Raw genomic sequence first — 22205 nt, 5'->3', positions numbered from 1 at the left:
CCACCAGATGGACCTCAGCACCACCGTCGAGCCCGAGCCGACCTCGGACGCCACCGCCGCCCCCGGCTCCCCGGCCGACCTCGTCTTCCTCTCCGGCCCCGTGCACACCGTCGACGCCGCACGCAGCCGGGCAGGCGCGGTGGCGGTGCGCGGGGACCGTATCGTCGCCGTCGGACACGAGCCGGAGGTACGCGACCTGATCGGGCCGGGTACCGAGGTGGTCGATCTGCGCGGCCGGCTGCTCGTCCCCGGCTTCCAGGACGCGCATGTCCATCCGGTCGGCGGCGGCATGGAGCTGGCCCTGTGCGATCTGAGCGCGGCGGAGACGGCGGACGCCTACCGCGAGCTGATCGGCCGCTATGCCGCCACACATCCGCACGTGCCGTGGATCACCGGCGGCGGCTGGTCGCTGGAGGCGTTCCCCGGCGGGATGCCGACCCGGGAGTTCCTGGACGCCCTGGTGCCCGACCGCCCGGTGTTCCTCGTCAACCGCGATCACCACGGCGGCTGGGCCAACTCCCGTGCGCTGGAGCTGGCCGGGCTCACGGCCCGTACGCCGGACCCGGCCGACGGTCGGATCGAGCGGGCCGCCGACGGCCGGCCCTCCGGCATGCTGCAGGAGGGCGCCATGCGGCTGGTGGCCGACCTGATTCCGGAGCCGGGCCTCGACGAGCAGACCGCCGGCCTGCTCAGGGCGCAGCGACTGCTCCACTCCTACGGCGTGACCGCCTGGCAGGACGCGATGCTGGGCGACGGGCCCGGCACGGTCGACGCCGTCCCCGCCTACCTGGCCGCCCGGCAGGACGGGAAACTGACCGCGCGGGTGACAGGGGCGTTGTGGTGGGACCGGGCCCGGGGCGTCGAGCAGATCCCCGAACTCATCGCAAGGCGGGCCGAGTTGACCGGTGGGCGGCTGCGCGCGACCAGCGTGAAGATCATGCAGGACGGGATCGCCGAGAACCACACGGCCGCGATGCTCACCCCCTACCTCACCGCCTGCGGCTGCGCCTCCGACAACAGCGGCATCTCCTTCATCGACCCCGAGGAGCTGCGGACCTACGTCACCCTGCTGGACGCGGAGGACTTCCAGGTGCACTTCCATGCGCTGGGCGACCGGGCCGTACGCGAGGCGCTGGACGCGGTGGAGGCGGCCCGGCGGACGAACGGCCCCCGCGACACCCGGCCGCACCTGGCCCATCTCCAGGTCGTGCACCCCGATGACGTCCCGCGCTTCCGCCGGCTGGGGGCGACGGCGAACATCCAGGCGCTGTGGGCGGCCCACGAACCGCAGATGGACGAGTTGACGATTCCCTTCCTGGGTGCCCAACGGGCGGCCCGGCAGTACCCGTTCGGCGATCTGCTGCGCTCGGGCGCCACCCTCGCGGCGGGCAGCGACTGGCCGGTCAGCTCCCCCGACCCGCTCGCCGCGCTGCATGTCGCGGTCAATCGCCGTACGCCGGACGCCCCGTCCTCGGCACCGGTCTTCCTGCCCGAGCAACGCATCGATCTGGGCTCGGCGCTCGCCGCGTACACGGCCGGCAGTGCCTACGCCAACCACCTCGACGACACCGGCACCATCCGGCCCGGAATGCTGGCCGATCTGGTCGTCCTGGACCGCGATCCCTTCGACGGCGCCGACGAGGAGATCGCCGGGACCCGTGTCCTGCAGACGTTCGTCGGGGGGCGGCGGGTGTACGCGGCCGACGACGCCTGAGGCCGGGCGCGGCGCGGGCGTTCTTGGGCGTTCCTCCACATGGGGCGGGCTTTCCGCGGCGTCGTTTCGGATGACGTGCGGATGGCCCGGGGGCCGGGCCGCGGGTCTACTGGGGCGAGTTGCTCGTTCGGGGGGATGCGGTGTCTGCGGTGAGCGGTTTTCGTGCGGTGTTCTCCGTCGCGGGGGCCTGGCTGCCGGTGCTCTCGTTCCTGGCCCGGCTGCCCGCGGCGCTCTGCCCGATCGGCACGCTGATGCTGCTGACGGAGCGGGACGGTGTCGGGCGGGCCGGGGTGGTCGCGGGGATGCTGTGGCTGGGCCAGGCGGTGGGCGGTCCGCCGATCGGGCGGCTGGCCGACCGGCGCGGGCACCGGCCGGTGATCCTGGTGGCCGCTCCGGCGAACGCGGCGGCGGTCGTGGCGCTGGTGGGGTCGGTGCTGGGCGGGCTTCCGGTGGCGGCGCAGGCGTTGCTGGCGGGGTGGGCCGGGTTGACGATGCCGCAGGTGGGGCCGCTGTCCCGGACGCGGTGGATCGCGCTGACCGCGTCCCGCCCCGAGGGGAAGGAGTTGACCGCGCGTGCGCTGTCGTTGGACACCACGATCGACGAGATCAGCTTTATGGCGGGGCCGGCGCTGGCGGCCACGGTCGTGGTGGTGTGCCACCCCTCGGCGGCGCTGCCGCTCGCGGCCCTGCTCAGCGCCGTGTGCGGGGTGCTGTTCGCGCTGCATCCGACGGCTCCGGGGCCGGTGCGGTCCGGACCGGTGGCGGCGGCCGGGGCGCCGCTGGCGTCGCCCGCCCTGATCGTGCTGTGTGTGATGGCGCTGGCGCAGGGGATCATCTGGGGCGGCGCCAACGCCGGTGTCAGCGCGCTGTCCGAGCACCTGGGCGAGGCGGGCATGGCCGGCTTCGTCTGGGGCGCGATGGCGGTGACCAGCGCGCTGGCGGGGTTGGTGACGACGGCGCGACCGGGGAAGCGGGATCTGACGGTCCGGCTCCGGCTCGCGATCGTGGCGCAGACGCTGCTGGTGCTGCCGCTGCCGGCGGTGTCCGGGTTCGCCGGCACGACGCTGGCGATCGCCGGGATCGGCGCGGCGGTGGCACCGCATCTGATCGCGGTGTTCGGGCTCGCCGAGCGGGTCGCACCGGCCGCGCGGATGGGCGAGGCGATGACGCTGCTGGGGTCCGGGCTGATCGTCGGGCAGGGGGTGGCGGCCCTCGCGGCCGGTCCGCTGGCCCAGGCGTACGGGTTCCGGGCCGCGTTCGGGGTGAGCTGTGCGGCGGGCCTGGCCGCCTGTGCGGTGGCGCTGGCACTGGTCCGGGGGCGGCGGTTCACCCCGGTGTGCGCCGGGTCCGGGCATCCAGCACCGTCCGCCACCCAGGTGTCGCCGCCCGCTCCGGCTCCCGCGCCGGCCGCCGACCACCGCGCTGGAGGAAGTCCGCCAGCGGCAGCGTCGCCGCGCCGACCGTGACGGCGTCCGGGCCGAGCAGGCCCAGGCCGATGGTGACGCGGCCGGCGGGGTGGGCGAGGGCGTAGGCGGTGGCGTGGGTGCGGACGGCGGGCAGGAGGTGCCGGCCGAGCCGGAGGCCGACCCAGCCGCCGATGAGCACCCGTTCCGGGCTGAAGAGGTTGATCAGGTCGGAGATCCCGGCCCCGAGGTATTCGGCGGTCTCGTCCAGGACATCGCGGGCGATCGGGTCGGGGGCGCTGCCGTACGGGGGGAAGGCGGCGTCGGCCAGGGCGGCGATCGCCGTCTCCTCGTCGGCGTCCGAGGGCGGCCGGCCGCCCGCCTCCCGCCAGCGTCGCAGCAGCGCCCCGGACCCGGTGTACGCCTCCAGGCAGCCGCGGGCTCCGCAGCGGCAGCGCCGGCCGCGGACCTGGACCGTCAGATGCCCCCATTCACCGGCGCTGTCGCGGGCACCGCCGTGGACGGCGCCGCCGGTGACGATGCAGGCGCCGACGCCGGAGCCGAGGAGCACGATGACCGCGTCCTGGGTGCCGCGTCCGCCGCCGAACCACATCTCCGCCTGGCCGAGCGCCTTGGCGCCGTTGTTGATGAAGAGCGGTACGTCGGCGGGGAGTTCGACGGCGTCGCGCAGCAGGTCCTCCAGTGGGACGGTGTCCCACCCGATGGTCTGGCCGTGGACGACCGCGCCACCGGGACCGGCCCGGTCGACGATGCCGGGGACGCCCACACCGACGCCGAGCAGGCGGGCCGGGTCGGTACCGCTCTCCCCCAGCACGGTGGCGATCCCGTCCGCGATGTGCCGGGTGATCGCTTCCACGTCGTAGCGGTGATCGCTCAACGGGAGTTCGGCACGGGCGAGTTCGGCCATCGAGAGGTCGAAGAGCTCGATCCCGACCCGGGTCTCGCCGACGTCCACGCCGATGAGCCGGCCGGCCGCCGGGGCGATGCGCAGCAGGGTGCGCGGCCGGCCGCCGTCCGAGCCGACCACACCGGCCTCCTCCAGCAGTCCGTCGTCGACGAGTTCGGCGACCACATTGCTGACGGAGCCTGAACTGAGGCCCGTTGCGGGACCGAGTTCCTGCCGGCTCAAGGGGCCGTCGAAATACAACCGTTGCAGAACCGCGGAGCGGTTGGCCCGGCGCAGGTCACGCACGGTCCGTTGGGTGTGCTCGGTCATCTGGTCCCCCTCCCGCCCGCAATCTACCGGGGTGCGGTCCCTTGACGCGCCCTTCTCTCGGGCTTTAACTCACACTCTAAGTTAAGCCATGAGGCCGTTCAGGAACTGAACATGGCCGACCTCGGACTCCTCAGAGAGAGGCGTATCCGTCATGCGCAGACTCCGAGCCGCGACCGTCACCGCCACCGTCACCGCGCTCGCCGCCGTGGCCTCCGGATGCGGCGGCGGGACGAGCCCCGGTGGCGGGAGCGGCAGCAACGACTCCCCCAGGACGCTGACCTACTGGGCGTCCAACCAGGGGCCGAACGTCGAGGCGGACAAGCGGATCCTCGGCCCCGAGCTCAAGAAGTTCCAACGGCGCACCGGGATCAAGGTCGAGCTGGAGGTCATACCGTGGCCCGACCTGCTCAACCGGATCCTGGCCGCCACGACTTCGGGGCAGGGTCCCGACGTCCTGAACATCGGCAACACCTGGTCCGCCTCGCTCCAGGCCACCGGGGCGCTGCTCCCCTGGGACAAGCGGAACTTCGACGAGATCGGCGGACGCGACCGGTTCGTGGCACCGGCGCTGGGCGCCACGGGGGCCGCGCACCAGGACCCGGCCGCGGTGCCGCTGTACTCGCTGACGTACGCGCTCTACTACAACAAGCGGATGTTCAAGGACGCCGGTATCAGCCAACCACCCACCACCTGGGACGAGTTGGTCGCGGCCGGCAAGCGGATCTCCAAGGACGGCAAGTGGGGACTGGGCGCCGAGGGCGGCCAGCTGGCCAACAACATCCACCAGGCCTTCGTCCTCGGCAAGCAGCACGGCGCCGACTTCTTCGATGCCGCCGGCCGGCCCACCTTCACCTCCGACGGCGCGGTCGCGGCGGTCAAGCAGTACGTCGACCTCATGGCCAAGGACAAGATCATCGCCCCGGGCAACGCCGAGTACGGGCAGAACCAGTCGCTCAGGGACTTCGCCAAGGGAAGGACCGCCATGGTGCTGTGGCAGGCCGCGGCCACCACCTTCGCGGCCGACGGGATGAAACCCGAGGACTGGGGCGTCGTTCCGGTGCCCGTCGCGTCCGGTACCCCGGGCGGCGGCCGGCAGACCAACTCCATGCTCGCCGGCATCAACCTCGCCGTCTTCCGCAACACCGACAACCTCGACGGCGCCCGGAAGTTCGTGAAGTTCCTGACCGGCGACGCCGAGCAGCGGCTGCTCAACAAGGCCTACGGCTCCGTCCCGCCGGTCAGGGCCGCCCAGCGGGACGCGGCGTTCAACCGGCCGGACACCAAGGTGCTGCGCGAGACGCTCACCAGGAGCGCGGCGCCGCTCCCCCAGGTCACCGACGAGGCGCAGTTCGAGACGTCCGTGGGCACGGCGATCAAGGATCTGTTCGCCGACGCGGCGGCCGGCCACCCCGTCACCACCGAGTCGGTCAGGGCGCGGCTGACCAAGGCAGAACAGCAGATGGCGAAGTGAGGTGGCTGCCCGTCCGGCTGCGCCGCGCCGGACTGCCCTATCTGCTCCTGCTGCCCGCGCTGGTGCTGGAGCTGCTGGTGCATCTCGTGCCGATGGTGATCGGCATCGTGATGAGCTTCAAGGAGCTGACGCAGTTCCACATCGGCAACTGGGGCCTGGCCCCCTGGAAGGCGCTGGGCAACTACCGGGTCACCGTCGACCTCGACGCCCCGGTCGGCGCCGCGCTGCTGCACTCGTTCTGGATCACCGTGGCGTTCAGCGTGCTGTCGGTCGGGCTGTGCTGGCTCATCGGCACCACGGCGGCGATCATGCTGCAGGAGAACTTCCGGGGCCGCGGCCTGCTGCGCGCCGTCTTCCTCACGCCGTACGCACTGCCCGTCTACGCCGCGGTGATCACCTGGGCGTTCATGTTCCAAAGGGACAACGGCCTGGTCAATCACGTCCTGCACGACCAGCTGCGGCTCACCGACGGGCGGCCCTTCTGGCTGCTGGGCGGCAACAGCTTCCTGGCGCTGCTGGTGGTCGCGGTCTGGAAGACCTGGCCGTTCGCGTTCCTGGTCGTGATGGCCGGACTGCAGAACATCCCCAAGGACCTCTACGAGGCGGCGGCGCTCGACGGCGCGGGCATGATCCGGCAGATCCGGCGGATCACCCTGCCCTCGTTGCGGCCGGTCAACCAGGTGCTGGTGCTGGTGCTGTTCCTGTGGACCTTCAACGACTTCAACACGCCGTATGTGCTGTTCGGCAAGGCCGCTCCGGAGGCCGCGGACCTGCTGTCCATCCACATCTACCAGTCCTCGTTCGTCACCTGGAACTTCGGCACCGGAGCGGCGATGTCCGTCCTGCTGCTGCTCTTCCTGCTGGTGGTGACCGCCGGCTACCTGCTGGCCACCTCGCGCGGAAGGAGAACCGCCGATGGCTGACCGCTCCCCCGCGGCCCGCGAGCGCACCCCGGCCCCCCACCGGCGCTCGCCCACCGCGCCGCCCCGCTCGTTCCTCTGGACCCGCCGGATCCTTTTGACCGCGCTGACCGGCTTCGTCCTGCTCCCCGTCTACGTCATGCTCAGCAGCTCCCTCAAACCGCTGGAGGATGTCTCGGGCACCTTCCACTGGCTGCCCAGCGAGCTGACGATCCGTCCGTATCTCGACATCTGGCGCACCGTCCCGCTGGCCCGCTACTTCACCAATTCGCTGATCGTGGCGGGCTCGGCCACCGTCTGCTCGGTGCTGATCGCGGTCTTCGCGGCGTATGCGGTCAGCCGCCACCGCTTCCGCGGCAAGCGGGTGTTCACCGTGACGGTGCTGTCGACGCAGATGTTCCCGGGCATCCTCTTCCTGCTGCCGCTGTTCCTGATCTACGTCAACATCGGCAACTCCACCGGCGTCGCCCTCTACGGCTCCCGCGGCGGACTGGTCCTGACCTATCTGACGTTCTCGCTCCCGTTCTCCATCTGGATGCTGACCGGATACTTCGCCTCCGTGCCGCGGGAGCTGGACGAGGCCGCCTACGTGGACGGCTGCGGGCCGCTCGGCGCGCTCTTCCGGGTCGTCGTCCCGGCCGCGCTGCCCGGGATCGTCGCCGTCGCCGTGTACGCGTTCATGACCGCCTGGGGCGAGGTGCTGTTCGCCTCCGTCATGACCAACGACACCACCCGCACCCTGTCGGTCGGTCTGCAGGGCTACGCCACCCAGAACGACGTCTACTGGAACCAGGTCATGGCCGCGTCGCTGGTCGTCAGCGTCCCCGTGGTCGCCGGGTTCCTGCTGCTCCAGCGCTATCTGGTCGCCGGGCTCACCGCCGGGGCCGTCAAATGAACCGTGCCGAAAGGATCTTTGTGAGCGACCGGATCGACTTCGCCGCCCTGCCGGACGACTTCGCCTGGGGCGTGGCCACGTCGGCGTACCAGATCGAGGGGGCGGTCGCCGAGGGCGGCCGTGGGCCCTCCATCTGGGACACGTTCTCGCACACCCCGGGCCGGACCCACAACGGCGACACCGGCGACCGGGCCTGCGACCACTACCACCGCTGGCGCGAGGACATCGGTCTGCTGCGGCAACTGGGCGTCGGCGCCTACCGGTTCTCGATCGCCTGGCCGCGGATCGTGCCGGACGGCGACGGCCTGGTCAACGCCGAGGGCCTGGCCTTCTACGACCGGCTCGTCGACGGTCTGCTGGCGGCGGGCATCACCCCGTCCGTCACCCTCTACCACTGGGATCTGCCGCAGGCGCTGCAGGACCGCGGCGGCTGGAGCGCGCGGGAGACCGCCGAGCACCTGGCGGCCTACGCCTCGGTCGTGGCCGGAAGGCTCGGCGACCGGGTCCGCCACTGGGCCACGTTGAACGAACCGCTGTGCTCGGCCTGGATCGGTCATCTCGAAGGCCGGATGGCGCCGGGCCTGCAAGACCTCACCGCGGCGGTGCGCGCCTCGTACCATCTGCTGCTCGGACACGGCCTGGCGACGGCGGCGATCCGCGCCGGGGCCACCGACCCCGAGGTCGGCATCGTCAACAACCTCAGCACCGTCGAGCCGGCCACCGGATCACCGGCCGATGCCGCCGCGGCACGGCGGATGGACGGGCACACCAACCGCTGGTGGCTCGACCCCGTCCACGGCCGCGGCTTCCCGGCGGACATGCGCGAGGTGTACGGGGTGGAGCTGCCGGAGCGCCCCGGTGACGCGGAGACCATCGCGCAGCCGCTGGACTGGCTGGGGCTGAACTACTACTTCCCGGCCGTGGTCGCCGCCGAGCCGGCCGGCCCGCCCCCGTTCGCCCGCCCGGTACGCCGGCCGCACGTGCCGCGTACGGGTATGGACTGGGAGATCGACGCCGGCGGCATCGAGACCCTGCTGCTGCGGCTGACCCAGGAGTACGCACCGCGAAGGATCTACGTCACCGAGAACGGCTCCGCCTACCCGGACGTGGTCACTCCCGCCGGAACCGTCGAGGACCCCGAGCGCACCGATTATCTGCACCGGCACATCGCCGCGTGCGCCCGCGCGGCCCGCCGGGGCGCGCCGCTGGCCGGATACTTCGCCTGGTCCCTGATGGACAACTTCGAGTGGGCCTACGGGTACGACAAGCGCTTCGGCCTGTTCCACGTCGACTACGCGACCCAGGCCCGCACCCTCAAGGACAGCGGCCGGCACTACGCCGAGCTGATCGGGAGCCGTCCGCGCCGCGGCACTCCGCGCGCGGCCTGACCGCCACCGCGCCGGCACGGCCTTCGGCCGGCCTCCGTGACGGGGACCGGCCGGAGGGCGGGCGGGCTACTCGATGACGAGCTCGACATCGATGTTGCCGCGGGTGGCCTTGGAGTACGGGCAGTACTCGTGGGTCGCCTCGACCAGGCGGCGCCCGGTCTCGCCCGCGAGGGCGTCCGGCAGCTCCACCCGCATCACGACGGCCAGGCCGAAGCCGGTGGCGTCCTTGCCGATCGAGACCTCGGCGGTGACCGAGACGTCCTTGGTGTCGAGCTTCATCTGGCGGCCGACATTGCCCATCGCGCTGGCGAAGCAGGCCGCGTATCCGGCGGCGAAGAGCTGCTCCGGGTTGGTGCCGGCGCCGTTGCCGCCGAGCTCCGGCGGCATGGCCAGCGCCAGGTCGATCTTGCCGTCGGAGCTGACGGCACGGCCTTCCCGGCCGTTGGCGGTGGCGACAGCGGTGTACAGCGCGTCCATGAGGGTTCCCCTTCGCTAGCGCGGCGGCCTTCCCGGCCGCCCGACGTCATCGACGATCGCACACTTTTAAATTGCTCGCAACTAAGTTGTGCACAACTAAGTCGCTCGCATGGCGCTACCCTGGACGCCATGACCACGACTCCCGTGCCCGACGCCGAACTGCTCCGCCTGGACCACCAGGTCTGCTTCTCCCTGCACGCCGCGTCGCGCGCGTTCGGCGGCGTCTACCGGGACGCCCTGAAGGACCTGGGGCTGACCTACCCCCAGTACCTGGTCATGCTGGTCCTGTGGGAGCACGGCTCCCAGCCGGTCAAGGCCATCGGCGAACGCCTCCGACTGGACTCCGGCACGCTCTCCCCGCTGCTCAAGCGACTGGAGGCGGCCGGCCTGGTCCGCCGCGAGCGCAGCGCCGAAGACGAGCGCTCGGTCACCATCCATCTCACCCCCGACGGCGATGACCTGCGCGAACAGGCCTTGCCGGTCCCCCGCAGGATGCTCGCCGCCACCGGGTTGACCATCGAGGAACTCCGGACTCTGCGAACCCTGTTGGGGCGCGTGACCAGCGCGCTCGACGAGGCCTGACCTCGGCGTCCGGCGCGACTTCGACGCGGTTCCCGGCCGCGCCTCTCACCGGTTCACCGGATCAGGCCCGTAGGCTTTCCGCCGTCACCGCAACGCGGGGCGCGCCCCTCTGTCGCGCCCAGCCACGCCATCACCCCATTGAGCGACCAATGTTGGGGCGAAATAGGGACAAAGGCGTATAAAGGGTGGCTAAACCAGCCGGGGTCGTCGGCGAACACCCGCCAGGACGCGGTTGGCAGCATCGCTTTACGAACAACCGAGGAGCGCCACGTGAATGCGGCAGAAGTTGTCAACAGCCTGCTGGTCCAGCGATTCGGGATCCCCGCGGCCCGCCTCAACGCCGAGACCCCGCTGCGCAATCTGCGGATGGACTCGCTGGCCCTGGAGGAGCTCCGGGTCATGATCGAGGAACAGTTGGACATCGACCTCGACGACGTGGCCCTGACCCCGCGCAACACCGTGGGCCAGCTGGTGGCGGCCGTCGGCGGTGTCGCCGCGTGACGACCCACCGGACGCCGTTCCACGCGGCGGTGACAGGGCTGGGGCTGGTGACCGCCGCGGGCGTGGGCACGAAGGCCACCTGGCATACCGTCACCGAGGAGGTCGTGCCGAGCGAGGTACGACACCTGGCGGAACTCGTCGATCTCCCCTGCGACTTCGCCTACACCATCGCCGATCTGGACACCGCCGCGGTGCTGGGTGTCGCCACCCAGCGGCTGATGGACCGCTTCTCGCAGCTCGCGGTGATCGCCGCGCGCGAGGCCGTCGCCGACGCCGGGCTGGACACCGCCACCTGGGACGCCGCCCGCGTCGCCGTCGTCATCGGCTCCGCACACGGTGGACTGCCCTTCTACGACGAGCAGCACGAGGCCCTGGCAGCACGCGGCCCGCGCCGCGTCTCCCCCAAGTTCGCCCCGCTGACCACGGTCAACGGCGCCGCCAGCAGCGTCTGCCGGGACCTCGGCGCGCAGGGACCCAGCCTGGCGGTGACCACCGCCTGCTCCTCCGGCAGCGTCGCCGTGGGCACCGCGCACCAGCTGCTGCGCACCGGGGCGTGCGACATCGCCATCGCCGGCGGCGCCGAATCCGCCCTCACGCGTCTGCTGATCGCCAGCGTCTGCCAGTTGAAGATGGTCTCCACCCGCCGGGAGAACCCGTCCGCGGCGTGCCGCCCGTTCGACGCGGAGCGGGACGGCTTCGTCATGGGTGAGGGCTCCGGGCTCCTCGTCATGGAGCGGCCGGAGCACGCCAGGGCCCGCGGGGCCACCGTCCGCGCCCATGTCTCCGGATACGGCGCATCCAACGACGCCTACTCGGCCGTGGCACCGGACCCCGACGGCAACGGCATCGAGCAGGCGCTGCGCACCGCCATGGCGGACGCCGACGTGGCAGCCCGCGACGTCGGCCATGTCAACGCGCACGGCACCTCGACCGTGCTCAACGACGTCATCGAGGCCAGCATGCTGCACCGGGTGCTCGGGGACCATCCCCTGGTCACCTCCACCAAGGCGATGACCGGGCACACGCTGGGCGCGGCCGGTGGTATCGAGACCGCACTCACCGTGCTTGCCCTCGAACATCAGCTGGTGCCGCCGACCGCCAATCTCGACGTTCCCGACCCTCGACTCCCGATCGAGGTCGTGCGCAACGAGGCCCGGCCGGGGAGGTTCGACTGCGCGGTCAAGATGGCGCTCGGCGTCGGCGGGCACAACGCCGCGCTCGTACTGACTCGCGGTTGAGCCGTCCCTCATGGATCAGCCCGGAATGACCCCCCGTTCACCCGCACACGCAGCCCGTTCCGCAGGTCTCCGCGAAAAGGAAACAGCCATGTCAGACGAATCGATCCGTTTGTTGTCGGTGAGCGCGGTGCCTTATTCCTATCGGGTGCTGCGGCAGCCGGACCGGGTCACCGAACCCGTCATGATCCTGGGCGGCGCTCTTCAGGGCATGCACGGCTGGCCGGCGATGGAGGATCATCTCGGGCCGGTGGCAGATGTGGTGACGGCCGACCTGCCCGGCATGGGGAGCGCGGGACCGCTGCCCCCGGGGCCGGTGGTCGCCCTCCTGTGCAAGGCGGTCGAGGGCATCATCGACGACCTGGGCGTGCCGCAGATCAATCTCTTCGGCTACTCGTTCGGAGCCACCCTCGCCTTCGCCTGCGCCCAGCGCTTCCCCCGGCGCATCGCCCGGATCGCCCTCGGCGGCGTACCGGCCGAGCTCAGTGCCGAGCTGCTGGCCGAATGCCATCAGGCCATCCGCTGCCTGGAGAACGGCGACTTCGAATCCTTCGCCACCATGGCCGCCAAGGCTCTGATGTGTCTCGACGAGGAACGGCATGTCGCCCGGCGGCGGCTCGCCTACCGCTACGTCCGGCGCTCGCTGCTGCACTCCGCGCAGCGCTCGCCGCGCGCCGCCGCCGACTCCCTGCGCCGCGCGCTGTCGGAACACCCGGACTTCACCGGCGGCCTGACCGGCGTCCGGACGCTGATCTTCAGCGGTGAGCACGACACCGTCACCTCCGCCGCCCGGCATCGCGATTTCGCCGCCACCGTCCCGGGCAGCCGGGTCGTGACCATCCCCGACTCCGACCACTGGGTGATCCTCGAACGCGCCGAGGACGTCGCCGACTTGGTCACCCGCTTCTTCACCGACGCGCCGCTGAAATCGGCTCCCTGCCTGGTACCGGTCGCGCGCGAGGAGCTGTCGGTGGCGGGCCCGGCGTACGTATGACACCCGCACGCCTCGAATCATAGATTCCCTTGTAGTTATATAACTCGGGAGGCATACTAAGGGCATGTCCATACCGTTCGACGTACTCGCAGAGCCGAGCCGGCGCAGGATCCTCGATCTGCTCCTGGAACGCCCCCGGCTGGTCGGCGAGCTCACCGACCAGCTCGGGCTGAGCCAGCCCGGCACGTCCAAGCACCTGCGGGTGCTGCGCGAGGCCGGGCTGGTCCGGGTCCGGCAGGACGCCCAGCGCCGCTGGTACGAGCTGCGGCCCGAGCCGCTCGCCGAGCTGGACGCCTGGCTCGCGCACTACCGGCATCTGTGGGCCGGGAGCCTCGACGCTCTGGAACGGCACCTCGACGCCACAAAGGACGCCCCCCGATGAACCCGCACTCCGACACCCTCACCACGTCCGGCGGACGCCATGCGCTGCGCATGGAGCGCAGGCTCGCCCATCCGCCCGCGAAGGTCTGGTCGGCGATCACCGACCCGGCGCAGCTCGGGCAGTGGTTCCCCTCCGAGGTCACGGTGGAGCTCCGGCCCGGCGGGGCGATGACCTTCACCATGCCGGGTGTGAGCGACGTCGCCATGACCGGTACGGTCACCGACGCCGAGGAGCCCCGTCTGTTCGCCTTCACCTGGGGCGAGGACCATCTGCGCTGGGAGATCACCCCGGACGGCGACGGCTCGCTGCTGACCTTGGTGCACACCTTCGGCGACCGGTTCGGCGGCGCCAGCTTCGCCTCCGGCTGGCATCTGTGCGTCACCGCGCTGTCACAGCTGCTCGACGGCGAGTCGACGGCCGTGGAGCCCGACACGGGCGAGCTGCACGAGGCGTATCTGGAGCAGTTCGACCTCGGGCACGGCACGGTCGAGGACACCGCCGACGGCCCGCGCATCCGCTTCGAGCGCCAGCTCGTGCGGCCGGCCGAGACCGTCTGGGCGGTGCTGGCCTCGGGAGACGAGCCCGTGGCCGGCGCGCCCGCGCCGGCCGGCTTCACCCCACAGAAGGTGCCGGGCGGGCCGGTCACCGAGGTACGGGCCCCGTCGGTGCTGGCCTACCGCTGGCATCCGGACGGCCAGGTCCGCTGGGAGCTGGGCAGCGGCACCGGCCACGGCGCCCGCCTCGTCCTCACCCAGACCGGCCCGCGGGACTTCGACACGGACACCGCGCTGGACGCCTGGCACGACCGGATCGAGCACCTCGCGGCACGGCTGCTGGAGGACTGACTCCCGCACCGCACCGCTGCGCACCGTGCCCCCCGCGGATTCCGTGGGGGGCACGGGTGCGTCCGGTGCCGCGCGGAAGCGCTCGCTGGCGGCCGTGCCGCGGCGTCCGCGGAGCGCCGTTCCACCGCTTCCGGGGTGTGAGCCAGGCAACTCCAGCGGGGCCGGAGAGGGGGTCCGGAAGCCCTCGCCAGGTGATGCGGGGCACGCGACCTACGTCACGTACGAACTCCGCTAGTCGATGCCCTTCCCGGCGCACACCGCGAAACAACGGGTTTATAAGGGGCATATCGCCCCAACTCACGAAGATGGGTAGTACAAGGCACCTTTGCCACCATCCAGGGCGCTCGCTAAACATGTTCCGGGTAGCACCGAGAACGAGCCGGCGACCTCAGCCAGAGCGGCGAGCGCGGCAATGACCCTCGGTTCTCACGCGCCGACCGAAGGCCGCTCCCCCCGCCACCAAAGCCCTGGAAGAGGTCACCTCGCATGCCCAGCTTCACCCTGCCCCGCCCTGCCCGCATCACCCGCACCCACAAGATCTCCGCGGCGCTGGTGGCATCCGCGAGCTGCGCCGCCGCCCTGGCGTTCACCGCTGCGCCGAGCGATGCCGCGACCACGTCCACCGCGTCGGCCACCGTCAAGCCGGTGAGCGCCAACGGCCTGCCGCTGACCGCGAAGGACCGGGCCGACGACGGCAAGAAGAGCAAGCTGGTCGCCTCGTCCGTGACCGACCGCCTCAAGGTCACCGCGGTCGAGAAGCAGGGCCACACCGCCAAGGAGGCCGCCAGCCGTTCCGTGGAGCGCAAGGCGATAGCCGCGCCGAAGGCCGCCCCCAAGAAGGCGCCGAAGGCCGCACCCAAGCGCTACGCGAACAACCTGGACGGCTGGATCCGCGAGTCGCTCGACATCATGAAGGCCAAGGGCATCCCCGGCTCCTACGACGGCCTGCACCGCAACATCATGCGCGAGTCCAGCGGCAACCCCAACGCCGTCAACGACTGGGACATCAACGCCATCAACGGCATCCCCTCCAAGGGCCTCCTCCAGGTGATCCAGCCCACCTTCGACCGCTACCACGTCTCCGGCACCCCCCACAACCTCGTCGACCCCGTAGCCAACATCACCGCCGCCGCCAACTACGCGGCCGACCGCTACGGCTCCATCGACAACGTCAACTCCGCCTACTGAGCCGGGTACGACGACCTCCGGCACGGACGGAGCGGACCCCACGGAGTGTTGCGGCGCGATCCTCCGACATGGCAACGGCACTGGCCCTGCCCGCACTTCGCGGGTGGGGCCAGTGCCGTTGCCGTTGCCCTCGCCGTGTCGGCGTGGGCGTCAGAAGCCGGCGTTCCGCGCCGCGCTGCTGCCCAGCAGACGGTCGAGCACCGCGCCGGCGAGGCCGAATCCCTCCTGGTCCTGGGCGGTGAGGTTACGGCTGTCATCGACGGACTTCGCCGGGGCGCGACGCTCCTCCTCGGCCGTGGTGGGGGCCGGAGCGCGGCGGTCCTCCTCAGCCGTGGTGGGCGCCGGAGCGCGACGCTCCTCCTCAGCGGTGGTGGGCGCGGGAGCGCGACGGTCCTCCTCAGCGGTGGTGGGCGCCGGAGCGCGGCGGTCCTCCTCGGCAGCCGTCGGCGCCGGAGCGCGGTGCTCCTGCTCAGCGGCGGCAGGCGCCGGAGCGGGGTGGCGGTCGCGGTCCTCGCTGGCGGGCGCGGGGGCAGGGTGACGGTCCGCATCGACAGACGCCGCGGTGGCAGCGCCCGTCGCGAGGAATCCCGAGACGAGAAGACCGCTGAGAACAACGGCAGTACGACGGAACATGAGCACTTCCTTACGATGAGTGACTACTGCGTGCGATGTCACTTTCAGGGAGCCGGCGCCCGTAGTCATGCAACAGCCCCGGGCGCTGCTGCGAACGGACCAGCGACTACCGCCGTATCGACGTATCGGAGCGATCCCAACGGCCCAGCAGGCAGCCGCGCCGTACCGCGCGAGGCCGACACCGACGGTTTCCCGCAGGTCGCCCCGCAAGTGAATTGGGGCACAAATGCCGCCCTTTCGGCCTCGTCAGAAGTGCCCTGCACCACATTTCCGGCAATCAGCCGGGGCGCCCTCGGACAGCCGGGTGGATGAATCCCCTTCGATGCGCGTATGAAGTAGCTCTGCGGAGCGGTAATTCCGGTGTGAGCCAGACAACTTACGGGCCCCGGCAGCGGGGGCTTTACGGCCGCTATCAAGTGATGCGGGGCACGCGATGTACGTCACTTACGAAGGTGCTTAGTCGAATGTCCCGCAGTCATTCCCGGCCCTCACGGAGAGAACCGTCCATTACCTCGGCATCCAGGGTTCATCTCACGAAGATGAGTAGTACAGAGCACCATTGCCTCGATTCCGGGCCGTCGCTAAACATGGATTCCGACGCACCGAGAGCAAGCTTGCGACTTACGCCCCCCACAGCGAACGCAGCAATGACCTCCGGTGAATCACGCGCCGCCCAAAAAGGCCGCCTCCCCGTCCCCGTACCTGGAAGAGGTCACTCTGCATGCCCAGCTTCAACCTGTCCCGCGCTGTCCGTGTCACCCGCATTACCCGCACCCACAAGGTCGCCGTGGCCGTCCTGGCCGCCGCGGGTGCCACCTCGGGCCTGGCCATGGCCTCGGCCCCGGACACCGCACAGGCTGCTTCTGAGCACGCCCCGGCAGCCGTCAAGCCCGTCAACGCCAAGGGCATGCCGGCGAAGACCGACGAGGCCAAGACCGCCCGCCCGGTGACCGCCTCGGTCGCCGACCACGTCAAGGTCACCGCGGTGGCCGAGCAGCACACCGCCCACCAGGCCGCCAACCGCTCCGCCGAGCGCAAGGCCGTCAAGGAGTACCCGGACAACCTGGACGGCTGGATCCGCGAGTCGCTCGACATCATGAAGGCCAAGGGCATCCCCGGCTCCTACGACGGCCTGCACCGCAACATCATGCGCGAGTCCAGCGGCAACCCCAACGCCGTCAACGACTGGGACATCAACGCCATCAACGGCATCCCCTCCAAGGGCCTCCTCCAGGTGATCCAGCCCACCTTCGACCGCTACCACGTCTCCGGCACCCCCCACAACCTCGTCGACCCCGTAGCCAACATCACCGCCGCCGCCAACTACGCGGCCGACCGCTACGGCTCCATCGACAACGTCAACTCCGCCTACTGAGCCGACGGCGTTTACGAGCCGTCGCGCCGGCGCACACAGGCCGGCCCCGGGTGAAGCCAGGGACAGGACGGACACCACACACGAGCCGACCGGCTCGGCATGAGGCAGCTCGCGAAGCGGCGGAATGGCGCGTTCGCCGCTGCGCAGCGAAAGCAGAGCGGGTCCCGGCACTGCCGGGGCCCGCTCCGCTTTCGGTTCGTCGGGCGCCGAGCGCCGGGCCGGGACCATCGTCACCCCGCCCCCGCCCCGCCCCGACTCCGAACCGGACCCGGGCCCGGGTGACCACTTCTGACGGCCGGACGGGTGAGATGCGCAGCCGGTCGGCGGACTGACGGCCTGTTGGGTCATAGAGTCAGGCAGTTCTGCGTATAAGTCTTTTATCGGCAGAACTCTGCTCAAAAGCTGCCGAACGTGACTCAACCGAAGGCCTCGGAGGCATGCGATGCCCTTGCGCAGATCCGGTCCGGCCCGCCGCACAGTCTCCCTCGCGGCCGGAACGCTCTTTTCTCTTCTCTCCGTGCTCGCTCTGCCCCTCGCGCTGCCCGGCTTCGCCACGGCGTCGGATGCCGGAAAGAGACCCGCCCACCCCGAGCAGGACTGGATGGGTTCCACCATCGCCGCCCGCGAGGGCGTCGACCGGGCCGGCGGCGGCCTCGAACCACAGGCCACGCACAGCAAGGCGGTGGCCGGCGTCGACGTCTCCAGCCACAACCACCACGTCAGCTGGTCGGCGCTGCGCAGGTCCGGGGTGCGCTTCGCGTACGTCAAGGCCACCGAGGGGAACAGCTACACCAACCCGTACTTCGCCCACCAGTACCGGGGCTCCTACTCGGCCGGCATGATCCACGGCGCGTACCACTTCGCACTGCCCGACCACTCCAGCGGCAGCACGCAGGCGCGCTACTTCGCCGACCACGGCGGCGACTGGTCCAGGGACGGCAGAACACTGCCCGGGGCGCTCGACATGGAGTACAACCCCTACGGCGCGACCTGTTACGGCAAGAGCGCCAAGGCGATGGTCCACTGGATCCAGGACTTCGTGGAGACCTACCGGGAGGAGACCGGCCGCGACGCGGTCATCTACACCTCCACCAACTGGTGGAAGCGGTGCACGGGCAACTCCGGCAGGTTCGGCCGGAGCAACCCGCTGTGGATCCCGCGCTACGGCTCCTCGGTCGGCTCGCTGCCGGGCGGCTGGCGGTACCACAGCATCTGGCAGCACACCTCCTCCGGCCACCCGGTCGGCGACCACAACCGCTTCAACGGCAACTACGGCCGCCTGAAGGTCCTCGCCAACGGCCACTGAGCCCAACTCGATCCGACCCGCACACCCCACCCGGTCCCCGGCGCCGCAGCAGGCGCCGGGGACCGGCCGCATACCGTCGCCCCACGTCACCGCGCCCGCGATCGATACCGCCGTCGGCACCCGCGCCGACACCGTCTTCGACAACACGATTCGAACAATGGGGAATTCACGCCCGGGTACAACCATCCACCGTCGAGCGCGGTCCAACACTGCGATACGACCACGCGACGCACACCACCCGACGGGGGTATTCCCATGAAGCGTTCACGTGCCATCACAGGATCCGCCGCACTCGCCGTGGCCGGCCTCGCCACAATGGCGACGGCCACCACCGCCTCCGCCGCTCCGACCGCCGCCGCCGCGTACAACGGGGCCTGCGGCAGCGGCTACAGCGTAGTGAATTCCGTACCGGTCACCGGAAAGGGGACCGTGTACCTGACGTACAGCGCAAGGACCGGAAAGAACTGCGTCGTGACGGTACGGAACAGCCCCGGTAGTCCGGTGTACATGTACACCTATCTCACGGCCACCGACGGCAGTTCCGACTGGGTTTACGACAGCGGTAATTACACCTCCTACGCCGGCCCGGTCTACCTGTCCGCAAAGGGCCTTTGCGTGGACTGGGGCGGCACGATCGAATCGGTCAGCGTCAGCGTTTCCGGCTCCAACTGCGGCCGTATGGCAGCCGGGGTCGTCACGCACCACTGACCTCGCGCCGACGGACCGCTGACCGGCCGTCGTCTGCTGTACGGCGGCGGGGCCCCGGGCGCGGGCCCCGCCGCCGTGATCTGTCCGCCCTCGGCTGCAACTCCACAGCCACTCATGCGACTTGACTGATCAGAACCGCCGGTCCGAGCGCTCCAGGCCCAGCGCCCGCAGCGCGGAGCGGGCCGCGTTGTGGCCACTCATACCGTGGGCGCCGGCGCCCGGCGGGGTGGACGCCGAGCAGAGGTACACGCCGGGGACGCCCGTGCGGTAGGGGTCCAGGGCGATACGGGGGCGCATCGTCAGTTGGAGCGGGATGTTGGCGCCGCCGATGATGTCGCCGCCGACGAGGTTGGCGTTGTCGCGTTCCAGGTCCGCGGTGGTGGTGGCGGTGGCGGCGACGATCCGCTCGCGGGTGCCGGGTGCGAAGCGCTCGAACTGCGCCAGCATCGCGGCGGTGGCGTCGCCGCGGTAGCCGTGGGGCACATGCGCATACGCCGAGACGGGGTGGATCTCGCCGGCGGAGCGGCCGGCGTCGGCGAGGTACGACTGGGAGACCAGGAGGAACGGCCGCTCGGGCATCCGCCCGCGGTACACCTCGCGCTCCGCGTACGCGATCTGCTCGAAGCTGCCGCCCAGATGCACGGTACCGGCCCGCCGGCAGGCCTCGGCGCGCCACGGGATGCCGCCCTCGACCGCCAGGTCGAGCTTGAACGCGCCGGGGCCGTGCCGGTAGCGGGTGTAGGCGCGGCGCACCCGGGGCGGCAGCCGGTCGCCGATCACGGCCGCGGCGGCGGCCGGGGCCAGATCCAGCAACACCGTTGCCGCGGGCGGCAACTGGTCGAGTGAGCGGATGCGCACCCCGGTCTCGATGCGCCCGCCCTCCGCGAGGAGCAGGGCCGCCAGCGCGTCGGCGATCGCGCGGGAGCCGCCCTTGGCGACCGGCCAGCCGTACCGGTGCCCGGCCGCGATGATCATCACTCCGATGGACGCGGTGACCGGCCGTGTCAGCGGCCCGAAGAGATGCGCCGCCACCCCGCCGAAGAGGCCGCGTCCGGCTTCGGTGCGGAAGCGGCGGGCGACCAGGGCGGCGGGCTGCAGGGCGTGCAGGCCGAAGCGCGCGAGCCGGAACGGATGCCGGGGCACCGTGACGAGCGGCCGCATGACCGCGTCGGTCAGCACCTCGGCGTCCGCGGCCAGCGGCCCGAAGAGCCGTCGCCAGGCGGGCCCGTCGGCCCCCAGGGCGTCCGCCGTCCGCCCGACCGACCGGTAGAGCGCCCCGGCTTCTCCGCCGTCCACCGGGTGGGCGAGATCGATCTCAGGCCAGCGCCATTCCAGCCCATACGCGGCAAGGTCCAGCGTGCGCAGATACGGGGAGCCGGCGCCCATCACATGGGTCGAGGAACAGTGGTCGAAGAGCACGCCGGGCACGGACAGCTCGCCGCTGCGGACCCCGCCGCCGATCTCGTCGGCCGCCTCGAACACCGTGACCCGCAGTCCGCTGCGGGCCAGTGTGACCGCCGCGGCCAGCCCGTTCGGTCCGGCACCCACCACTACCGCCGCCTCGCGCTCCCGCCCTGCCCGTAATGTCATGCCCTCAGCATGCCAAGGAGTCAGGACCGCCTCGGGGCGGACCGGGCGGTCAGCGCCGCGTCAGCTCCCCGGGCACGGGCCGGTGCTCTCTCGGGCCTCCAGATGCGGCTGTTCGCCCCGTACGGTGCGTGGCGGTCCGCCGTCGAGGACGGTGAGGAGTTCCTGGGCGGCGAGCCGTCCGAAGCCGGGGGTGTCGCGGACCAGTGCGGTCAGCCGGGGGTGGGTGACGCGGCAGAGCGCCGAGTCGTCCCAGGCCACGATCGACAGGCGGTCGGGGACGGGGATGCCGCGCCCGGCGGCGACCGAGGCGCCGGCCACGGCCATCACGTCGTTGTCGTAGATGATCGCGGTGGGCGGCTCGGGAGCGTCGAGGACGCGGCGGGTGGCGTGGGCCCCTTCGGCGTCCGAGTAGTCGGTGGTCACGGAGCGGACCCGGGTTGCGTCGAGGCCGCGGCGGGCCGCTTCGGTGCGCAGTGAGCGGATGCGGCGTTCGGTGTGGGCGAGGCCGGGCAGGCCCGCCACATGCACGATGCGGCGGTGCCCGAGGGCGTGGAGGTGGTCGAGGACCCGGGCCATGGCCTGGGAGTCGTCGGCCCAGACCGTGGAGGGCAGGGACTGCGGGTGGGCGGCCGTCCGCTCGGCCGCGCCTGGGCCGGGGGCGGACGGGCCTCCGATGACGACGGCCGGCAGGCCGAGTCCGGCGAGCAGCTCCGGTCGCGGGTCCTCGGTGCGCGGGTCGACGACCAGGACGCCGTCCACCCGGCGTTCGGCCCACCAGCGGCGGTAGAGCGCGCACTCGGCGTCGAGGTCCTCGACGACCTGGAAGAGCAGCGCGATCCGGCGCGCCGAGAGCACTTCCTGGATGCCGGAGACGAGCTGGAGGAAGAAGGACTCCACGCCCAGGGTCCGCGCGGGCCGGGCGAGCACCAGTCCCAGGGCCCCGGCGCGTTCGCCGGACAGTGCGCGGGCCGCGCTGTTGGCCTGCCAGCCCAGTTCCTCCGCGACGCGCCGTACCCGGGCGCGGGTGTCCTGGGAGACGCCCGGCCGGTCGTTGAGGGCGAAGGAGACGGCACTCTCCGAGACTCCGGCCCGGCGGGCGATGTCCTTGATCGTCGGTCGGCGCGCCGGCCTCCGGCGGGCGGCCTCACCGGGCGCTGTCATGGCGGGCTCTCCTCGACCTGAACCGCATTAGTGCGCCCAGTCTGATCAGCGGCGAGTGCGGTGTCAAACCCCGTTCGGACAGCCGTTGAGAACGTCCGGAAGACGGCGTTCGCATGGCACGGGAAGAGGTTTTTCGGGACCTGGGTGTTGACACCTACTAAAACGCATTAGTAGCGTCTGCCGCATCGTCGCCCGAGGAC

20 protein-coding genes and 1 pseudogene are annotated in these 22205 nt (G+C 71.4%); 16 read left to right on the top strand and 5 right to left on the bottom strand.

The features are described 5' to 3' along the window. The first annotated feature begins 7 nt into the window (after nt 1-7). A complete protein-coding gene (locus ACFWZH_RS25585; protein WP_384435604.1) occupies nt 8-1714 on the top strand; it encodes an amidohydrolase in 1707 nt (568 codons plus the stop codon). A gap of 251 nt (nt 1715-1965) precedes the next feature. After that, nucleotides 1966-2874 (top strand): annotated as a pseudogene (locus ACFWZH_RS25580) (MFS transporter); the annotation flags it as partial. Nucleotides 2875-3040: 166 nt separating this feature from the next. On the opposite strand, the gene ACFWZH_RS25575 reads toward ACFWZH_RS25580, so the two are convergent. Beyond that, on the bottom strand, nt 3041-4354 hold the full coding sequence (locus ACFWZH_RS25575) for an ROK family protein (protein WP_384435601.1): 1314 nt from the start codon (nt 4352-4354) through the stop codon (nt 3041-3043). A 151-nt stretch (nt 4355-4505) separates the two neighbouring features. Here ACFWZH_RS25575 and ACFWZH_RS25570 point away from each other — a divergent pair, with 151 nt between their 5' ends. Genes ACFWZH_RS25570 through ACFWZH_RS25555 form a run of 4 tightly spaced genes read left to right on the top strand, consistent with a single transcriptional unit; the run spans nt 4506 to nt 9028 of the window. Next, nucleotides 4506-5825 carry an ABC transporter substrate-binding protein gene (locus ACFWZH_RS25570; protein ID WP_384435599.1) on the top strand — a complete coding sequence of 440 codons (1320 nt, stop codon included), beginning with the start codon at nt 4506-4508 and terminating at the stop codon, nt 5823-5825. Continuing rightward, on the top strand, nt 5822-6748 hold the full coding sequence (locus ACFWZH_RS25565) for a carbohydrate ABC transporter permease (protein WP_384435596.1): 927 nt from the start codon (nt 5822-5824) through the stop codon (nt 6746-6748). Before ACFWZH_RS25570 ends, ACFWZH_RS25565 begins: the two co-directional genes overlap by 4 nt. Beyond that, complete coding sequence (locus ACFWZH_RS25560) at nt 6741-7640, top strand: carbohydrate ABC transporter permease (RefSeq protein ID WP_384435594.1); 900 nt, start codon at nt 6741-6743, stop codon at nt 7638-7640. The genes ACFWZH_RS25565 and ACFWZH_RS25560 overlap by 8 nt, the downstream gene beginning before the upstream one ends. Further along, entirely contained in the window at nt 7637-9028 is a 1392-nt protein-coding gene (locus tag ACFWZH_RS25555) for a GH1 family beta-glucosidase (RefSeq protein WP_384435591.1), read from the top strand. Before ACFWZH_RS25560 ends, ACFWZH_RS25555 begins: the two co-directional genes overlap by 4 nt. Before the next feature lie 66 nt (nt 9029-9094). Here ACFWZH_RS25555 and ACFWZH_RS25550 read toward each other — a convergent pair whose 3' ends face one another. Next, nucleotides 9095-9505: an organic hydroperoxide resistance protein gene (locus ACFWZH_RS25550; RefSeq protein ID WP_384435588.1), complete on the bottom strand. Its 411-nt coding sequence runs from the start codon at nt 9503-9505 to the stop codon at nt 9095-9097. A 129-nt stretch (nt 9506-9634) separates the two neighbouring features. On the opposite strand from ACFWZH_RS25550, the gene ACFWZH_RS25545 reads away from it, so the two are divergent. The 7 genes from ACFWZH_RS25545 to ACFWZH_RS25515 all read left to right on the top strand — a co-directional run bounded on the left by ACFWZH_RS25545 (nt 9635) and on the right by ACFWZH_RS25515 (nt 15232). Next, nucleotides 9635-10087 carry a MarR family winged helix-turn-helix transcriptional regulator gene (locus ACFWZH_RS25545; RefSeq protein ID WP_384435585.1) on the top strand — a complete coding sequence of 151 codons (453 nt, stop codon included), beginning with the start codon at nt 9635-9637 and terminating at the stop codon, nt 10085-10087. Between the two features lie 270 nt (nt 10088-10357). After that, nucleotides 10358-10588, top strand: coding sequence for an acyl carrier protein (locus tag ACFWZH_RS25540; protein ID WP_384435582.1), 231 nt, complete (start codon nt 10358-10360; stop codon nt 10586-10588). Then, nucleotides 10585-11826: a beta-ketoacyl-[acyl-carrier-protein] synthase family protein gene (locus tag ACFWZH_RS25535; protein ID WP_384435579.1), complete on the top strand. Its 1242-nt coding sequence runs from the start codon at nt 10585-10587 to the stop codon at nt 11824-11826. The genes ACFWZH_RS25540 and ACFWZH_RS25535 overlap by 4 nt, the downstream gene beginning before the upstream one ends. Nucleotides 11827-11914: 88 nt before the next feature. Beyond that, nucleotides 11915-12817, top strand: coding sequence for an alpha/beta fold hydrolase (locus ACFWZH_RS25530; RefSeq protein WP_384435576.1), 903 nt, complete (start codon nt 11915-11917; stop codon nt 12815-12817). 64 nt (nt 12818-12881) lie between these two features. Then, nucleotides 12882-13199 carry an ArsR/SmtB family transcription factor gene (locus ACFWZH_RS25525; RefSeq protein WP_384435574.1) on the top strand — a complete coding sequence of 106 codons (318 nt, stop codon included), beginning with the start codon at nt 12882-12884 and terminating at the stop codon, nt 13197-13199. Then, nucleotides 13196-14044 carry an SRPBCC family protein gene (locus ACFWZH_RS25520; protein ID WP_384435571.1) on the top strand — a complete coding sequence of 283 codons (849 nt, stop codon included), beginning with the start codon at nt 13196-13198 and terminating at the stop codon, nt 14042-14044. The genes ACFWZH_RS25525 and ACFWZH_RS25520 overlap by 4 nt, the downstream gene beginning before the upstream one ends. Before the next feature lie 486 nt (nt 14045-14530). After that, nucleotides 14531-15232: a transglycosylase SLT domain-containing protein gene (locus tag ACFWZH_RS25515; RefSeq protein ID WP_384435568.1), complete on the top strand. Its 702-nt coding sequence runs from the start codon at nt 14531-14533 to the stop codon at nt 15230-15232. Between the two features lie 150 nt (nt 15233-15382). Here ACFWZH_RS25515 and ACFWZH_RS25510 read toward each other — a convergent pair whose 3' ends face one another. After that, nucleotides 15383-15865 carry a hypothetical protein gene (locus ACFWZH_RS25510; RefSeq protein ID WP_384435565.1) on the bottom strand — a complete coding sequence of 161 codons (483 nt, stop codon included), beginning with the start codon at nt 15863-15865 and terminating at the stop codon, nt 15383-15385. A 721-nt stretch (nt 15866-16586) separates the two neighbouring features. On the opposite strand from ACFWZH_RS25510, the gene ACFWZH_RS25505 reads away from it, so the two are divergent. The 3 genes from ACFWZH_RS25505 (at nt 16587) to ACFWZH_RS25495 (ending at nt 19254) form a co-directional block, all read left to right on the top strand. Further along, nucleotides 16587-17240: a transglycosylase SLT domain-containing protein gene (locus ACFWZH_RS25505; protein ID WP_384435562.1), complete on the top strand. Its 654-nt coding sequence runs from the start codon at nt 16587-16589 to the stop codon at nt 17238-17240. Nucleotides 17241-17682: 442 nt separating this feature from the next. After that, complete coding sequence (locus tag ACFWZH_RS25500; protein ID WP_384435560.1) at nt 17683-18546, top strand: lysozyme; 864 nt, start codon at nt 17683-17685, stop codon at nt 18544-18546. 255 nt (nt 18547-18801) lie between these two features. Next, nucleotides 18802-19254, top strand: a complete 453-nt coding sequence (locus ACFWZH_RS25495; RefSeq protein WP_384435557.1) for a spore-associated protein A — start codon at nt 18802-18804, stop codon at nt 19252-19254. Nucleotides 19255-19383: 129 nt separating this feature from the next. Here the strand turns inward: ACFWZH_RS25495 and ACFWZH_RS25490 are convergent, their stop codons facing one another. After that, nucleotides 19384-20844: a phytoene desaturase family protein gene (locus tag ACFWZH_RS25490; protein ID WP_384435554.1), complete on the bottom strand. Its 1461-nt coding sequence runs from the start codon at nt 20842-20844 to the stop codon at nt 19384-19386. A 60-nt stretch (nt 20845-20904) separates the two neighbouring features. Next, on the bottom strand, nt 20905-22005 hold the full coding sequence (locus ACFWZH_RS25485; protein WP_384435552.1) for a LacI family DNA-binding transcriptional regulator: 1101 nt from the start codon (nt 22003-22005) through the stop codon (nt 20905-20907). Nucleotides 22006-22205: the final 200 nt, after the last annotated feature.

Source organism: Streptomyces sp. NPDC059008 (assembly GCF_042749045.1).
In the GTDB taxonomy this organism is placed as follows: domain Bacteria; phylum Actinomycetota; class Actinomycetes; order Streptomycetales; family Streptomycetaceae; genus Streptomyces.
Note: the sequence above shows the minus strand (reverse complement) of the source record. Positions and strands in the feature narration are given on the sequence as shown.